Raw genomic sequence first — 14826 nt, forward strand, 5'->3', positions numbered from 1 at the left:
TCAGAACAGTGAATAAATAAAAGGTGCAACTGCGCTGCTTCCTCCAAAAATCAACAATGCGCCAAGCAGCAGCATAAAAATAATAATAGGGGCAAGCCACCATTTTTTCCGTTCTTTTAAGAAGGACCACATGTCTTTCAGAAATTCAATCATAGTATTAAAGTTAGAATGTCTTTTTTAATCTGGTTGCATATTTTTCTTCCAGTCGTCTTTTTCTTTCCATTCAGGCTGATCTTTTTTACTGAAGAGATAGTTTTCAATAATCAGGTAGTCCATTTCCGTACGCATAAAACATTGATAGGCTTCAAGCGGAGTACAAACAACCGGCTCACCTCTTACATTGAAACTGGTGTTCACGAGCACTGAACAACCGGTAAGTTGTTTAAAGGCTGTAAGCAAATCATGAAAAGGTTTGTTGGTTGATGCATGTACCGTTTGAATGCGTGCCGAGTAATCAATATGTGTAATGGCAGGTAAACTGCTTTTCTGGAAATATAATTTCTGATTGATGGTTTGCTGATGATAATTTTCAGGAACTGCATTTTGTAATTCTTTCTTTACCTGTTGCACCAGCAACATGTAGGGCGAAGGCGTTGTCAGGTCGAAATAATTTTTTGCATCATCAGCCAGTACAGCAGGAGCAAAAGGACGGAAGCCTTCCCTGAATTTAATCTTCAGGTTGAGTTTCTTCTGCATTTCAGGATTGCGTGGATCTGCAAGAATACTCCGGTTGCCCAATGCTCTTGGTCCGAATTCCATTCTTCCCTGGAACCAGCCAATGGCATTGCCTTCATTCAATACTCTTGCCACCAATTCATAAAGTGGCTCTCGTTCTTCGTATCGTTTAAATTTTGCTTTGAATGCAGCAGCAGCACTTTTGTATTTCTTCATCACTAAAAGAAGGTCCGAGATAAGCACCTTTCATGTCATCCATTTCAGCAGAAGGCACTCTTTCTTTTTCAAAGTAGATATGATGTGCTGCCAATGCCGCACCAACAGCACCGCCTGCATCACCACTTGCCGGTTGAATAAAAAGTTTATCAAACAGTTGTTCATTCTGCAGTTTGCCATTGGCAACGCAGTTCAATGCCACACCGCCTGACAAGCAAATATTCTTGCAGCCAGTTAATTCTTTTGCATGCTTTGCAAGTTTCAATACAATTTCTTCTGTTACCTGCTGAATGGCCAAGCCCAAGTTGCAATGCTGTTGCTGTAAATCATCCTCCGGTTCTCTTCTTGCAAACCCAAATATCTGTTTGAATGCATCGTCCTTTACCATACGCAGACCAACTGCATAGTTGAAATATTTCTGATCAAGAAACACAGAGCCATCTTCAAAAATGGTTACCAGGTTGTTTTTAATTTTACTGACGAACTCAATTGTTTGTGCGGATGTTGGATCGCCATAAGGAGCCAGCCCCATCAATTTATATTCACCGCTGTTTACTTTAAAACCGAGATAATAAGTGAAGGCAGAGTATAGCAGCCCAACCGAATGCGGAAAATTCAACTGCTTCAGTATTTCAATATTTTTACCGCTGCCTTTGCAGATGGTTGTTGTTGCCCACTCGCCCACACCGTCAATGGTGAGGATGGCTGCTTCATCAAAAGGGGATGGATAAAAAGCAGAAGCTGCATGGCTGAGATGATGCTCAGGGAACAACAGTTTTAATTTCTTTTTATCATAGGCCTGAATCTTTTTTAATTCGTCCCGGATGATTTTTTTCAGAAATAATTTTTCATTGAGCCATACAGGCATCGCCATCATAAAAGAGGCAATTCCTTTTGGTGCAAATGCATAATAGGTTTCAAGTAAACGCTCAAACTTCAGCAGAGGTTTATCATAAAAGACAACCGTTTCGAGATCGTTAATGGAAATGTTTGCTTCTTTCAAACAATAAGCAACAGCTTTTGAAGGGAAGCCGGAATCATGTTTCTTACGGGTGAAGCGTTCTTCCTGTGCAGCGGCAATAATCTCTCCGTCTTTAATGATGGCAGCGGCTGAATCGTGGTAGAAAGCTGAAATGCCCAGAATGTACATAAGTGCAAAATAATTATTTTGAATTAAATCAAAGATGATTTTAGTTAGCAGGAATGGTTAGTCTGCATTTATCTCTTAACAGGGAAATCGGTCAGCTTTTTCGTTAACTGAGTTATTTGATGATAAGCCTTAATTCATCAGTCAACAGATTGGCCACTTTCACAGATCCTTTTTTATTGAAATGAATGAAGTCGTAAAAATAGGCTGTGTTTTTCGGCATCAGTTTCGACAGATCAATCACTGCTGTCTGGTTTTGAAATGAACGCACCACATTGTTATACTCTTCCAGCACCTGTTCCTGCAGCAGGTTGTTTTTGATATTGCCATCAATTGGATAATACTTTGTATCCATTTTCATCCCTGTGGCTGAATCAACATAAGCGCCGTATAAAGAAGGCTGAGTTAATAAGATGGGTTGTATTCCGTTTGTTTTGCAAAGAGTAATAATTTCCTGCAATCTTGTTTGATAACCGGTGAGATAAGTTTTCTGATGCTCCAGTTGCTGCTTTACAAAAGAAGCTGAGAGTGTTGTATCAGGAAGTGTTTTAAAATCAACCTCTTTATGAATTAACCCTTTTTTATAAGCCAGACGGACAGAATAAAATTGAAAGACAGTTGAACCGATTTCTGTTTTAAGAAGAACAGATTTTAAAAACTGGTTCACAGATGTAAAGTGAATTCTGTTGTCATTCATCAAATCGAAGCTTTCAGGTTTTTCTGTTTCCACATCATTGACGCCTGTTAACAGCAGTATATATTTCGGTTTCAGTTTCAATACATATTCTTTCAGTAAATGCAAATGACCAAAGGTTGAATGCCCGTCAATTCCTGCGTTGTTGATCCATAAATTGGGAATAGAATCTTTCAATGACTCACCTAATAAGAAAGGCCATGTTGTACTGTCGCTTAAAAACCTGCATTCAGTAGTGCTGCCGCCAATGGTTATAATTGAGTTGAGTTTGAAAATACTGTCCGTTGGTTCTGGTCCACGAAAACCCAGTGAGTTTCTCGAATAATAAATCTGCTTATCTAGTTGTGAGATCCATTTATTTTCAAACACCGCTTTCTGATTGGCAGGTAATACAAGCTTCCCCTGTTTGGTATAGGTTGCAAAGGGATTGTAAATCCGCAAAACAATGTCGCAGAGCAGTAGCGCCACAACCAAGCCAAACAAAAGTGCTTTGAGATTTTTTCTCATAGAATGAAGTTATCTAAAATAACAATTACCACAGAGGCACGGAAGCACAGAAAAGAAAAAGCATGACTTATGTCATGCTCATTATTTTTATTTTGTTGATGTGGTAGTTCCAAAACCAGGATTTGTACAGTTGCACCGTCCCCTCTCTACAGGAGAGGGGAATGAGGGGTGAGGTCTTTATTCAAACGTACTGTAGTAATACGGGGTCTTCGCTTCAAACTCTGCACTGCAGGTATCCACCATTTTGTATACTCTGGTAATGCCCCAGGCTTTCCGCTTTTCATACAATTCATCTTCGCTTGCATCTTCTTTCATGATGCGGCAAATCTGTTCGTCACCAAAGCCCATGCGTTTTGCTTCACGTAACAATTCTTTGGTGATGCTTTGCATATCATGCTTCATCAACTCCCTTTCCATGTTCACTATATCCTGAATCTGGTAAATAAACCAGCGGTCGATCTTGGTTGCTTCCACAATTGTTTTCACACTCACACCAGCCATCAGTGCATCTTTAATACGGAAGATGCGGTCCCATTTCGGCACTTTGATATATTCAATCAGCTCTTCAGCATGTTTTACACTTTGTCCGTAATAGCCTAAACCAACAGCATTGTTCTCTAAACTCTGACAGGCTTTTTGAATCGCTTCCGTAAAACTTCTGCCAATGCTCATTACCTCACCAACACTCTTCATCTGTAAACCAAGACGGTCATCAGCACCTTTGAATTTATCAAAATTCCAGCGTGGCATTTTAACGATTACATAATCCAGTGCTGGTTCAAAGTAAGCTGAAGTAGTTTGTGTGATCTGGTTTTTCAACTCATCGAGTGTGTAACCAATAGCCAGTTTCGCAGCAATTTTGCAATAGGATAACCTGTTGCCTTACTTGCCAGCGCAGACGAACGGCTTACACGTGGGTTGATCTCAACGGAAATAATTTCTTCTGTTTCAGGATTCATGGCAAACTGTACATTACAACCACCGGCAAAATTGCCGAGGCTACGCATCATTTTAATCGCCATGTTCCGCATGTTCTGAAAAGCGGTATCGCTGAGGGTCATAGCAGGGGCAACGGTAATACTGTCGCCTGTATGCACACCCATGGGATCAAAGTTTTCTACTGTACAAATGATCACCACATTATCATTCTTATCACGAAGCAGTTCAAGTTCAAATTCTTTCCAGCCCAGTAAGGCTTTTTCAACCAGCACCTCATGCATGGGGCTTGCCTGTAAGCCACGTTCCAGTGCACTGTCTAATTCATCTTTATGAAAAACGATGCTGCCACCACTTCCACCTAAGGTAAAAGATGGACGGATCACTAACGGAATACCAATTTCCTGTGCAAATTCTTTTCCTTCAAGGAGTGAGTTGGCAACTCTGCTGGGTGCCACACCAACGCCAATCTTAATCATCAACTGGCGGAATTTCTCCCTGTCTTCAGCAGTGTCAATTGCCTTTACATCCACCCCGATCATGTTCACATTGTACTTTTCCCAAATGCCCATTTCATCAGCCTCTTTACAAAGGTTGAGAGCAGTTTGTCCGCCCATGGTAGGTAACACCGAATCAAGTTGAGGATTTTCTTCCAGTATCTTTTCAATGCTTTCAATTGTGAGGGGCCACAGGTAAACCTTATCTGCCATCATTGGATCAGTCATAATGGTGGCAGGGTTGCTGTTGATCAGGATCACTTCAATTCCTTCTTCACGAAGACTGCGGGCTGCTTGTGAACCAGAGTAATCAAATTCACAGGCCTGGCCAATCACAATTGGGCCGCTGCCTACGATCAGCACACTTTTTATCGAATTATCTTTTGGCATGGGGAGAATTTGGCTGCAAAAGTATTGGATTGAACGGAATGAAGAGACGAAAATTTTACATCAGTTATTCAGATTTTTCAAAGCGGTTTTGTAACGAACGTTAGCAGCTATGTGCGTCTGTATTGGCGACGCTCCGTTTGATAGTTGGAACCCTGTTCAGCTTTTCGCCACAAAGACACAAAATCATGAAGTTCACAAAGAAAGCTTTCTGGCCTTTCAGTCTTCTGGACTTTGCAGCAAATTGTAATTAATTATCACCATCTGTGTATTCCGTGCCTCAGTGACAAACCGTTTCTTTCATCTGCCTTATTTTTGCCGCATGTTGAAACAATTTTTTATCCTTTGTTTTTCTTTTTCCTTTTTCATTCCACTACTGCTCAGCTTTTCCCGGTCAAAAATTATCCAAAGGGCTATTTCCGTAATCCGCAGAACATTCCCATTAAGCTCAATGCGAATTATGGCGAAATGCGTCCCAATCATTTTCACATGGGTCTCGATTTCAGCACGCAACAGCATGAGAATGTTGCGGAAGTGGCTGTAGCTGATGGATATATTTCGAAAGTAAAGATTGAAGCAGGTGGTTTCGGCAATGCCATTTATATCAGTTATCCAAACGGCTACACTTCTCTATATGCTCATTTGAATGCATTTTATCCTGAGTTGCAAAAGTGGGTGATTGAACAGCAATACAAAGCACAGAGTTGGAAGATTGAACTCAATATTCCACCCAATTTATTCCCTGTAAAGAAAGGACAGTTTATTGCTTACAGTGGTAATACCGGAGGATCACAGGGTCCGCATCTTCATTTTGAAATCAGGAGAACAAGTGATGAAGCCTGTTTAAATCCATTACTGTTTGATTTTAATATTTATGATATTACTCCTCCCGATTTGAAACGGTTGGCAATTTATGACCGTAATCAAAGCACTTATGAACAAACACCTAAAACAACCGCATTTGTGAAAGTAGCAGGTGGTTATTCCGTTCCCGGAGGAACGATAACAGTGAACAGCAGCCGTATCAGCTTTGCATTGGTTGCAACCGACCGAACTACAGGTGTGCCCAATCCCAATGGAATTTATGAAGCAGTAACCTATGTTGATGGTGAACCTGTAAGTGGTTTCCAGGTAGATGATATTGATTATTTAGAAACCCGTTACTTAAATGCACATGCAGATTATAAGATTAAGTCAAACGGCGGACCATACTATCAGCATATTACTGCATTACCCGGTGATCGTTTAAAAATGTATCAGAAGTGGAAGGATGATGGAATGGTTGTACTGGAAGATACAGCAACACATCAAATAAAAATAGTAGTGAAAGATGCCGCAGGAAACGCATCCAATCTTCAGTTTAAAATAAAAAGAGCAGCAGTTGTTGCAGCACCCGCCAATTATCAGCACGACAGCAGGTACATGCTTCCCGCACAAATCAACGTGTTTGAAAAGGATGATATTCAACTCACAACAAGTGAAAAGAGTTTGTACGATGCCATCCGCTTTGTATACAATTATAAAACCAGTGCAACGGCTTATTCAAATATTCATGTATTGCATACACCGGCAATTCCTGTACATGATTCCATGCATATTTTAATCAAACCAAACAGAATAATTCCGGCTGAATTACAGAACAGGATCATTATGGTGAAAACAGCCAAAGGAAAAACAGATGTCATGAAAACAACTGTAACCAAAGGCTGGCATGAAGCAAAGTTCAGGGAGTTTGGTGAGGTTCGGCTGGAAGCGGATGCTGTGCCGCCAACCATTGCCATTATGGGAATTAAAGAAGGTGGAACTTTGTCAAATGGTGGAAGAATTACCATTGTAGCCAAGGATAACTGGCACGAGATAAAAAACTTCCGGGCTGAACTGGATGGAGAGTGGTTACGTTTTGTGCAGCGTGGAAATGGATTTACTTACTGGGCCGATGAGCATTGTTCACCAGGAGCACATGAGTTGATGATTCATATTGAAGATGAAGCAGGAAATGTAATGGAGAGAATTATCAGGTTTACAAGAAAATAAAAGATTGGATGTAAAATAGAAACACGGATGACACGGATGTTTGCAGATGATCACAGATCAAATGTGTACTAATCCGTTTCAATCAGCGTCACCAGCGTTTCTATAAAATTATAAGACATGGCAACAGTGAAAAAGCAGCAACGAAAAAGTTCCCTTTAAAAACTATGTTACGAAATTAAAAGCCGGAGATAAAGCACCAGCGTTTAAAGGGGTTGATCAGAATGGAAAGAAAATTGCATCAACTGAGTATAAAGGGAAAAAAATCATTCTTTATTTCTATCCGCAGGATGATACGCTCAGTTGCACCGCACAGGCATGTAACCTGCGGGATAATTTTGCTGAACTGAAAAAACTGGGTTTTGAAATTATTGGTGTAAGTGAAGATACTGTTGTAAAGCATAAAAAATTTGAAACAAAATACAGTTTGCCCTTTCGTTTAATTGCTGATGAAAAGCATGAAATGATCGAAGCTTATGATGTATGGGGAAAGAAACAGTTCATGGGTAAGATTTATGATGGATTGTTGCGTACTACGTTTGTCATTAATGAAAAAGGAATCATTGAGCATATCATTCTCCGGCCCAATACAAAAAGCATACAGCTCAGATACTTGAGCTGCTGAAATAAGCTGTCAGTTATTTCGTTAGTAAAGAGAATCCGTATCATTTCTTTTTACAGTAAACTTTAACCAGCCTGTCAATGCGTAAAATCATTGTTATTTTCTTCTTTATTCTAATCGCATTATTGATGAATGCATGCAGGAAAGGAAGTTCTGATAATAACTGTACAACTGGGTTCTCTGCAACTGTTTCGGTTATTATTCAAACCAATTGCGCATTCAGCAGTGGTTGTCATGGCAGTGGCAGCACAAATACTGGCGGTCCGTTTACAAGTTACAGCCTCATCTTCAGTAAAAAAGATCAAATCAAAGCACAGGTGGAAGCAGGTATTATGCCACAAGGCGGAACTCTGCCTGCAGCTGATAAAACTGCTTTAATCAGCTGGATTAATTGCGGTGCTCCTAATAACTAATTGTTGAATAATTGCCAGTCCCTGTTCAAACATTGAAAATCCCTGTTCAGTCTTTTTGCATCTTTTGCATCTTAACAGTAGGCCTAACTTACTCAAAAAAAGTTATGAAAGGACTTACCCTGACAACCGTACTGTTTTCTTTTGTTTTGATGATGAGCTGCAGTAAATCTGGCTCAGGAACAGGTGGCGGAAACAACGGCGGAGGCACTCCTCCATTTACACCAAATTGCAACGGTGCTGCTACCAGTTTTGCTACTGATGTAAATCCAATTTTCCAAACGGTATGTGCACAGAGCAGTTGTCATAATTCAGGTTCAGTTAACGGGCCTGGTGCTCTTACAGATTTTACGCTGATCAGCGCATCAAAATCATTGATCAGGGCTGCAATCATAAGTGGTGCAATGCCTAAAACAGGTACACTCACTGCTGCACAGAAGAACTCCATCATTTGCTGGATTGATGCGGGCGGCGCCAATAATTAACAGATTAAAAAAAAACCATGTTTAAATAGGGTGCATCTTTACGATGCACTTTTTTTATGCAGATGAACATACGAATCAAAGAAAATTCCTTTCTTGCTTTACTGGCAGCAAAAAAGCTCAAAGCCGACAGAGTAGCCATGGTGATTGGTAAAACCATTCATCTGCATAATACTTCAAGGGAAGTTTTTTTAAATGATCAGCGCTGGCTGAAACATGAACTGGTACATATTGAACAATACAAAAAACATGGGCTGTTGAAGTTTCTTACACTGTATTTGTGGTACAGTATGAAATACGGTTATTATAATAATCCGTTTGAAGTGGAAGCAAGGGAAAAAGAAAAGGAGCTTCCAGACAGAAGCTCCCCGAAAATTTAAAGTGAAAATATTTTACTGCCCCTGCGCTAAACTGTAAGCTTTTTTATCGCCCCACATGTTCAGTAATTCAAAGGAGCAGATCTTAAAGTTGCCGCTCATGCTTACATATAATCCAATAACATCCTGTTGATTCAGCGGATAATCTTCAATACTTTCAAAGCGCACATTATACTGGTTTACAAGATTGGTATACACTGAGCCTGTTGGCCAAACCTGTGTGCCACGGTTGCTGATGTTCACCAGCTTAAATTTAACACCGGCATGTCGCTGACATTTTACTGCAATTTCTGTCGGCTGTTCTTCGCTTTCAATAAAGAGATCCACACCAACAATGGTTTCCTGTTCAACTTCATGCGAAACCATCATTGAATTGAATTCTAATTTCAATGGAGTAGGTGTGCCGGGTTTGTTTGGAATAATTTCTTTTGCACCCAGTTCAGGTTTCTTTCCAAAGTTGCTGATGATGGCTTCTGCAAATTGGGTTGTATTCACTGAGGGAATTGACTTGTCGCCAAAGTCACCTGTATGAACACCACTTTCCAGTGTATACAATAAAGCATTTTCAATGATGTCTGCATTCTCTGTTAATCCAACATGACGCAACATGGCAAATCCGCTCAGCAATAATGCAGTGGGGTTGGCAATATTTTTTCCGGCAATATCCGGTGCTGTACCATGCACTGCTTCAAAAATGGCAATATGATCGCCAATGTTTGCTGAAGGTGCAAAACCTAAACCACCAACCAGGCCTGCACAAAGGTCACTTACAATATCACCCTGCAGATTAGTCAGAACAAGCACATCAAACAGATCAGGTTTAGTAACCAGTTTCATGCAGAGGTCATCTACTATAATATCATCTGCTTTCAGCTCAGGATATTCTTTGGCTACTTCATAAAACACTTCAAGAAATAATCCATCAGTAATTTTCATGATGTTGGCCTTGTGGCCGCAAGTGATTCGTTTTGCTTTTTCCTGTCTTGCCATTTCAAATGCATAGCGGATAACCTGCATACTGCCGGGACGTGTAATAAAACGGCGGCTCAATGCCACATCATGTGTAAGCATATGTTCAATACCGCCATAGGTATCTTCAATATTTTCTCTTACAACCGTAAGATCAATGGGGATGCCAGCTTTGCTGAAAACAGTATCAACACCATGAAGTGTTTTGAAGGCTCTTTTGTTGGCAAATGTGTTCCAGGTTTTTCGTGCAGTTACGTTGATACTTTTTACACCTTTTCCTTTCGGGGTTTCCATTGGGCCTTTAAACAATAAGCCAAGCCGCTCAATTGCTTCTTTGGCTTCGGGGGTCATACCATTATTGAAACCTTTATCAAACACCCACTTGCCCATATCTACAAATTCATACTCAAGGGGAACCTTATTGGCTTTAAAAATATTCAGTACGGCTTCCATTATTTCAGGACCGATGCCATCACCTTTAGCAACTGCAATTTTCATGTGTTATTGTTTTATCCCGATAGCTAACGGGAGCGGCAAAGGTAAGCTTCGGGTGGCTTTGAAAGAAAGGGAACTCAGGCAAAAAGCATTATTTTTTAAACAACCCAATCCACTTCACCAAAATCGAAAAATTCATTTGTATCTGATCCGGTAATAAGTTGTCCCTGTTCGCTTACAGAATTGATTATGGTTTCAAAGCTCCTGCTGCCTTTTTTCAATCTCACCATTTCATTACGTTTATAGAGTTGGCAGTTGTATTGATCATAGAAACCGGCAAACCCATTTTTTTGGAGCTGATCGATTGAAAGCATCAGGTTAGAATGGATGTCCAGTGCCAGTTGTTTGATGTCGGTATCATGCCCGGTTATCTGTTTGATGGATACCGGATTTTGCAACCCTGTAAACTCAGTTTGATTTACATTGATCCCGATTCCAATAATGGCCCATTGCCATTGTGTACCACGAAATACGTTTTCAATAAGGATGCCTCCTGTCTTTCTGTCACGCCAGTAGAGGTCGTTGGGCCATTTAATCTTTGCTTCATCACCGGTTATTTTCTCCAGTTGGTTACGAACAGCAACAGCAGTGGTTGCCAGTAACTGAAAGCCCTGGGTTGCCAATAGAAATGAGGGTTGTACAATGATAGAGAAGCTGAGATTCTCGCCTACTGTGGTTTCCCAAACCTTCCCCCGCTGACCTTTTCCCTTTGTTTGATGATGGGCAAACACCACTTTTCCATGCTGTGCCAGTCCTTCATGAACCAGTGCCATGGCATAGTTGTTGGTGCTGTCCACCGTGTCCAGTTCAATCCAGGAGCTATCTGATTTTTTAAGAGGCAAGGTTGATGAAGATTGTTTAATTTTGGACAAATTAAGAAATGTAAATATGCCGCTGAATAGCGGTAAAACAAAAAACAGATTTTTTCATTAAACAACCCATCGATTGAGCACACTATCTCTGTCAGGTACCAGGAGCAAAGAAACCAAGTCAATTTCCCGCATAAACCGAAACAGCAAGTTATTTAAAACCATCCTGAAAGCTATCCAGGAAAAAAAAGGCGAAAGCATAGTGAGCCTCGATCTTCGTAAGATCCCTGAAGCGGTTGCTGATTTCTTTATCATTTGCGAAGCAAGCAGTACAATCCAGGTAAAAGCAATTGCTGATAACATTGAATACCAGGTGAAAGAGAATTGTGAAGAAGGGCCTTACCGACATGAAGGGATGACTGCCTCGCATTGGGTGCTGGTTGATTATGTGAATGTGGTGGTGCATATCTTCCATTCAGAAACAAGAAAGTTTTACCGCCTGGAAGAAATGTGGAGCGATGCCAACAGTATGGATCATGAATGATGTAAATACCCGTTAAAAGTGTCAGAAAAAAATTAACAGGAACAAAACTGAAACTTTTAGCCACTAATTTGTAATACTATCAGAATTCCTGTGATACAGGAAAAAAAACAACAAGATGAGTTTGAATCAAGGAAACAATCCAGAAAACGGCGGCGACAGAAAAGAACCCCGTAAAGCATTTAAGTTTAATATATATTGGATATACGGTCTCATAGCAGTCGTATTAATCGGCTTTAATATGTACCGTGGTCTTGCACCTGATGCACAGGAAAGCCAACTGCTGACTATAAAACAGATGAGAACTGGATGAGTCCGTTGATCAGCTTACTACTTCCCATTCTTGTATTGATTGGTTTGTGGGTTTTATTGATGCGTAAAATGAACAGCGGTGGTGGTGCAGGCCCTGGCGGCGGAGGAGGGATCTTCAATATTGGTAAATCAAAAGCCCAGTTGTTTGAAAAAGGAACAAGGGTGAATGTAACCTTCCAGGATGTGGCAGGTTTAGATGAAGCTAAAGTGGAAGTAATGGAAATTGTAGATTTCCTGAAACAACCTAAAAAGTATACAGCACTCGGTGGTAAAATTCCAAAAGGTGCGTTGTTAATTGGCCCTCCCGGTACGGGTAAAACGTTGCTTGCAAAAGCAATGGCTGGAGAAGCACAGGTTCCTTTCTTCAGCATTAGCGGATCTGACTTTGTGGAAATGTTTGTTGGGGTTGGGGCAAGCCGTGTAAGAGATTTATTCAAACAGGCGAGAGAGAAAGCCCCCTGTATCATTTTCATTGATGAAATTGATGCCATTGGCCGTGCCCGTGGAAGGAATGCAATTGTAAGTAACGATGAGCGTGAAAATACATTGAACCAGTTGCTGGTTGAGATGGATGGTTTTGGTGGAGATACCGGTATCATCATTCTGGCGGCAACAAACCGTCCTGATGTATTGGATCCTGCCTTGCTACGTCCCGGTCGTTTCGATCGCCAGATCTCTATTGACCGTCCTGATGTAAAAGGCCGTGAACAGATTTTCAAAGTGCATCTGAAACCAATTAAAATTTCTGAAACACTCGATATTCATAAACTTGCCGAACAAACACCAGGATTTGCCGGTGCTGATATTGCCAATGTTTGTAATGAAGCAGCCTTGATTGCAGCAAGAAAAGGAAAACCTGCAGTTGATATGAGTGATTTCCAGGATGCTATTGACCGTGTGATTGGCGGATTGGAGAAAAAGAATAAACTCATCAGCCCTGAAGAAAAAGAGATCATTGCTTATCATGAAGCAGGACACGCAATTTGCGGCTGGTATTTAGAACATGCGTATCCGTTGTTGAAAGTAACCATCGTTCCAAGAGGAACAGCTGCATTGGGATATGCTCAGTACACACCGAAGGAACAGTATCTCTATAATATTGAGCAGTTGAATGATCAGATCTGTATGACACTCGGAGGAAGAGCAAGTGAAGATATTTTCTTTGGTAAAATTTCAACAGGAGCAAGTAATGATCTGCAGCAGATAACGAAGATTGCTTATTCCATGATCACTGTTTACGGAATGAATGATAAGCTGGGTAATATCAGTTATTACGATCCTTCACAGGAGCAGACTTTCACCAAACCATACAGTGAAAAGACTGCTGAGATGATTGACAATGAAGTACGCAAACTCATTGATGAAGCATATATCAGAACAAAAGCATTACTCACTGAGAAAAAAGATGCAGTTGAAAAACTGGCAAAGGAACTACTTGAAAAAGAAGTGTTGTTCCAGAGCGATGTGGAAGCATTGATCGGTAAACGTCCGTTTGAACATAAGAAGTTGCTCGATGAAGATAATGTACCGGCAACACATGCAGCAAACGTTGACAAAGAAGGCCGAGAATTAAATCCTACAACATAATCAGTATATCATGAGTGTTTCTCCCGCAAAGGAAAATATTCTTAAGAAAATAAGACAGGCACTGAGTAATCCGGTGCCTGTTCCTTTTCCCCAAAGTGAAGGTAACAGCAGTGTGTTTCAGCCACCTGTTGATGATATGGCTGTTCAGTTTGCACAGGAGTTTACCAAACTGCAGGGTAAGTTTGTTTTCTGTGCCGATGAAAAAGATATGGCTGAGCAATTACTTCAACTCTCGGCTGCAAATAACTGGAACAAGATCGTTTGCAGGGAAGAAAAATTGAAAAAAGTCTTACAGAAGAATCAGTTTCCTGTTGCATTTTATGATCAGCTTTCCGATTGTGATGTAAGTTTTACCACCTGTGAATTATTAGTGAGCCGCACCGGAACCATGGTGTTGAGTTCAGCCAATGAAAGCGGACGTACAACAAGTGTGTATGCGCCCATCCATGTTTGTATTGCATACAGCAATCAATTGGTATATGATCTGAAAGATGCATTACAGTTGCTACGTGAAAAATATAATGGGCAACTTCCTTCCTTCATCTCCTTTGCAACAGGTCCAAGCCGCACAGCCGATATTGAAAAAACATTGGTAGTAGGTGTGCATGGTCCTAAAGAAGTATTTGTATTCCTGGTTGAGTCAGCTTCCTGAAATTAATAATTTTTTCTCCATCTTCTGCATTGTATCTTTAAGACATGAACGATGCAAACCTATACCTGTTTGTTTACGGAAGTTTAAGAAGCGGATTTCCAAGCCCTGCTTTTCAGTTTATGAGCCCTTACTTTCAACTGGTTGCCAATGGAAAAGTAAAAGGCAAGCTGTATGATCTTGGTGAATACCCTGCGGGCATTCCAACTGCTGAAGAGAAATATATTATAGGCGAATTATACAAAGCAAATTCAGAAGAAGAATTTAACTGGGCCATCAGCCAGCTCGATGATTATGAAGGTGTATATCCGGAAGAAGGAGAAGAACAGCAGTATCAACGGGCTGTAACAACAGTAATTGCAGATGGAAATGAATACACTTCATGGATATACTGGTATAAAGGGGATACAGAAGGAAAACCTTTGATTGAAAGTGGTGATGTGTTTGAGTATGCCAGGCGGAAGAATATTTTATAGATCAGCT

Annotated in this window: 11 protein-coding genes and 4 pseudogenes; 9 read left to right on the top strand and 6 right to left on the bottom strand. The window is 40.6% G+C overall.

What is annotated here, in order from left to right; all coding sequences use genetic code 11:
• The 4 genes and pseudogenes from IPK31_10140 to carB all read right to left on the bottom strand — a co-directional run bounded on the left by IPK31_10140 (position 1) and on the right by carB (position 5062).
• On the bottom strand, positions 1–153 hold the full coding sequence (locus IPK31_10140; protein MBK8088267.1) for a hypothetical protein: 153 nt from the start codon (positions 151–153) through the stop codon (positions 1–3).
• A gap of 24 nt (positions 154–177) precedes the next feature.
• Positions 178–2041 (bottom strand): annotated as a pseudogene (locus IPK31_10145) (carbamoyltransferase).
• A gap of 112 nt (positions 2042–2153) precedes the next feature.
• Entirely contained in the window at positions 2154–3239 is a 1086-nt protein-coding gene (locus IPK31_10150) for an SGNH/GDSL hydrolase family protein (GenBank protein MBK8088268.1), read from the bottom strand.
• 177 nt (positions 3240–3416) lie between these two features.
• Positions 3417–5062 (bottom strand): annotated as a pseudogene (gene carB / locus IPK31_10155) (carbamoyl-phosphate synthase large subunit).
• 342 nt (positions 5063–5404) lie between these two features.
• Here carB and IPK31_10160 point away from each other — a divergent pair.
• The 5 genes and pseudogenes from IPK31_10160 (at position 5405) to IPK31_10180 (ending at position 8984) form a co-directional block, all read left to right on the top strand.
• Complete coding sequence (locus IPK31_10160) at positions 5405–7093, top strand: M23 family metallopeptidase (protein MBK8088269.1); 1689 nt, start codon at positions 5405–5407, stop codon at positions 7091–7093.
• Between the two features lie 166 nt (positions 7094–7259).
• Positions 7260–7715: pseudogene (bcp, locus tag IPK31_10165) on the top strand (thioredoxin-dependent thiol peroxidase).
• 77 nt (positions 7716–7792) lie between these two features.
• Positions 7793–8125 carry a cytochrome c gene (locus IPK31_10170; GenBank protein MBK8088270.1) on the top strand — a complete coding sequence of 111 codons (333 nt, stop codon included), beginning with the start codon at positions 7793–7795 and terminating at the stop codon, positions 8123–8125.
• Between the two features lie 104 nt (positions 8126–8229).
• Positions 8230–8607: a hypothetical protein gene (locus IPK31_10175; GenBank protein ID MBK8088271.1), complete on the top strand. Its 378-nt coding sequence runs from the start codon at positions 8230–8232 to the stop codon at positions 8605–8607.
• A 62-nt stretch (positions 8608–8669) separates the two neighbouring features.
• A complete protein-coding gene (locus IPK31_10180) occupies positions 8670–8984 on the top strand; it encodes a DUF4157 domain-containing protein (protein MBK8088272.1) in 315 nt (104 codons plus the stop codon).
• Between the two features lie 12 nt (positions 8985–8996).
• Here the strand turns inward: IPK31_10180 and IPK31_10185 are convergent, their stop codons facing one another.
• Both IPK31_10185 and IPK31_10190 read right to left on the bottom strand, forming a co-directional pair.
• Positions 8997–10448, bottom strand: a complete 1452-nt coding sequence (locus tag IPK31_10185) for an NADP-dependent isocitrate dehydrogenase (protein ID MBK8088273.1) — start codon at positions 10446–10448, stop codon at positions 8997–8999.
• A gap of 95 nt (positions 10449–10543) precedes the next feature.
• Positions 10544–11218, bottom strand: a complete 675-nt coding sequence (locus IPK31_10190; protein ID MBK8088274.1) for a biotin--[acetyl-CoA-carboxylase] ligase — start codon at positions 11216–11218, stop codon at positions 10544–10546.
• Between the two features lie 172 nt (positions 11219–11390).
• Here IPK31_10190 and rsfS point away from each other — a divergent pair, with 172 nt between their 5' ends.
• The 4 genes and pseudogenes from rsfS (at position 11391) to IPK31_10210 (ending at position 14819) form a co-directional block, all read left to right on the top strand.
• Positions 11391–11798: a ribosome silencing factor gene (rsfS, locus tag IPK31_10195; GenBank protein ID MBK8088275.1), complete on the top strand. Its 408-nt coding sequence runs from the start codon at positions 11391–11393 to the stop codon at positions 11796–11798.
• A gap of 115 nt (positions 11799–11913) precedes the next feature.
• Positions 11914–13694: pseudogene (ftsH, locus tag IPK31_10200) on the top strand (ATP-dependent zinc metalloprotease FtsH).
• A gap of 10 nt (positions 13695–13704) precedes the next feature.
• Positions 13705–14346: a lactate utilization protein gene (locus IPK31_10205; GenBank protein MBK8088276.1), complete on the top strand. Its 642-nt coding sequence runs from the start codon at positions 13705–13707 to the stop codon at positions 14344–14346.
• A 44-nt stretch (positions 14347–14390) separates the two neighbouring features.
• Positions 14391–14819, top strand: coding sequence for a gamma-glutamylcyclotransferase (locus tag IPK31_10210; protein MBK8088277.1), 429 nt, complete (start codon positions 14391–14393; stop codon positions 14817–14819).
• Positions 14820–14826: the final 7 nt, after the last annotated feature.

The sequence above is a fragment of the Chitinophagaceae bacterium genome (assembly GCA_016713085.1).
Taxonomy (GTDB): domain Bacteria; phylum Bacteroidota; class Bacteroidia; order Chitinophagales; family Chitinophagaceae; genus Lacibacter.

Coding starts and splice junctions, on each gene's coding strand:
- IPK31_10140 (MBK8088267.1), bottom strand. CDS start 153: ATGATTGAATTTCTGAAAGACATGTGGTCCTTCTTAAAAGAACGGAAA.
- IPK31_10150 (MBK8088268.1), bottom strand. CDS start 3,239: ATGAGAAAAAATCTCAAAGCACTTTTGTTTGGCTTGGTTGTGGCGCTA.
- IPK31_10170 (MBK8088270.1), top strand. CDS start 7,793: ATGCGTAAAATCATTGTTATTTTCTTCTTTATTCTAATCGCATTATTG.
- IPK31_10175 (MBK8088271.1), top strand. CDS start 8,230: ATGAAAGGACTTACCCTGACAACCGTACTGTTTTCTTTTGTTTTGATG.
- IPK31_10180 (MBK8088272.1), top strand. CDS start 8,670: ATGAACATACGAATCAAAGAAAATTCCTTTCTTGCTTTACTGGCAGCA.
- IPK31_10185 (MBK8088273.1), bottom strand. CDS start 10,448: ATGAAAATTGCAGTTGCTAAAGGTGATGGCATCGGTCCTGAAATAATG.
- IPK31_10190 (MBK8088274.1), bottom strand. CDS start 11,218: ATGGCACTGGTTCATGAAGGACTGGCACAGCATGGAAAAGTGGTGTTT.
- IPK31_10205 (MBK8088276.1), top strand. CDS start 13,705: ATGAGTGTTTCTCCCGCAAAGGAAAATATTCTTAAGAAAATAAGACAG.
- IPK31_10210 (MBK8088277.1), top strand. CDS start 14,391: ATGAACGATGCAAACCTATACCTGTTTGTTTACGGAAGTTTAAGAAGC.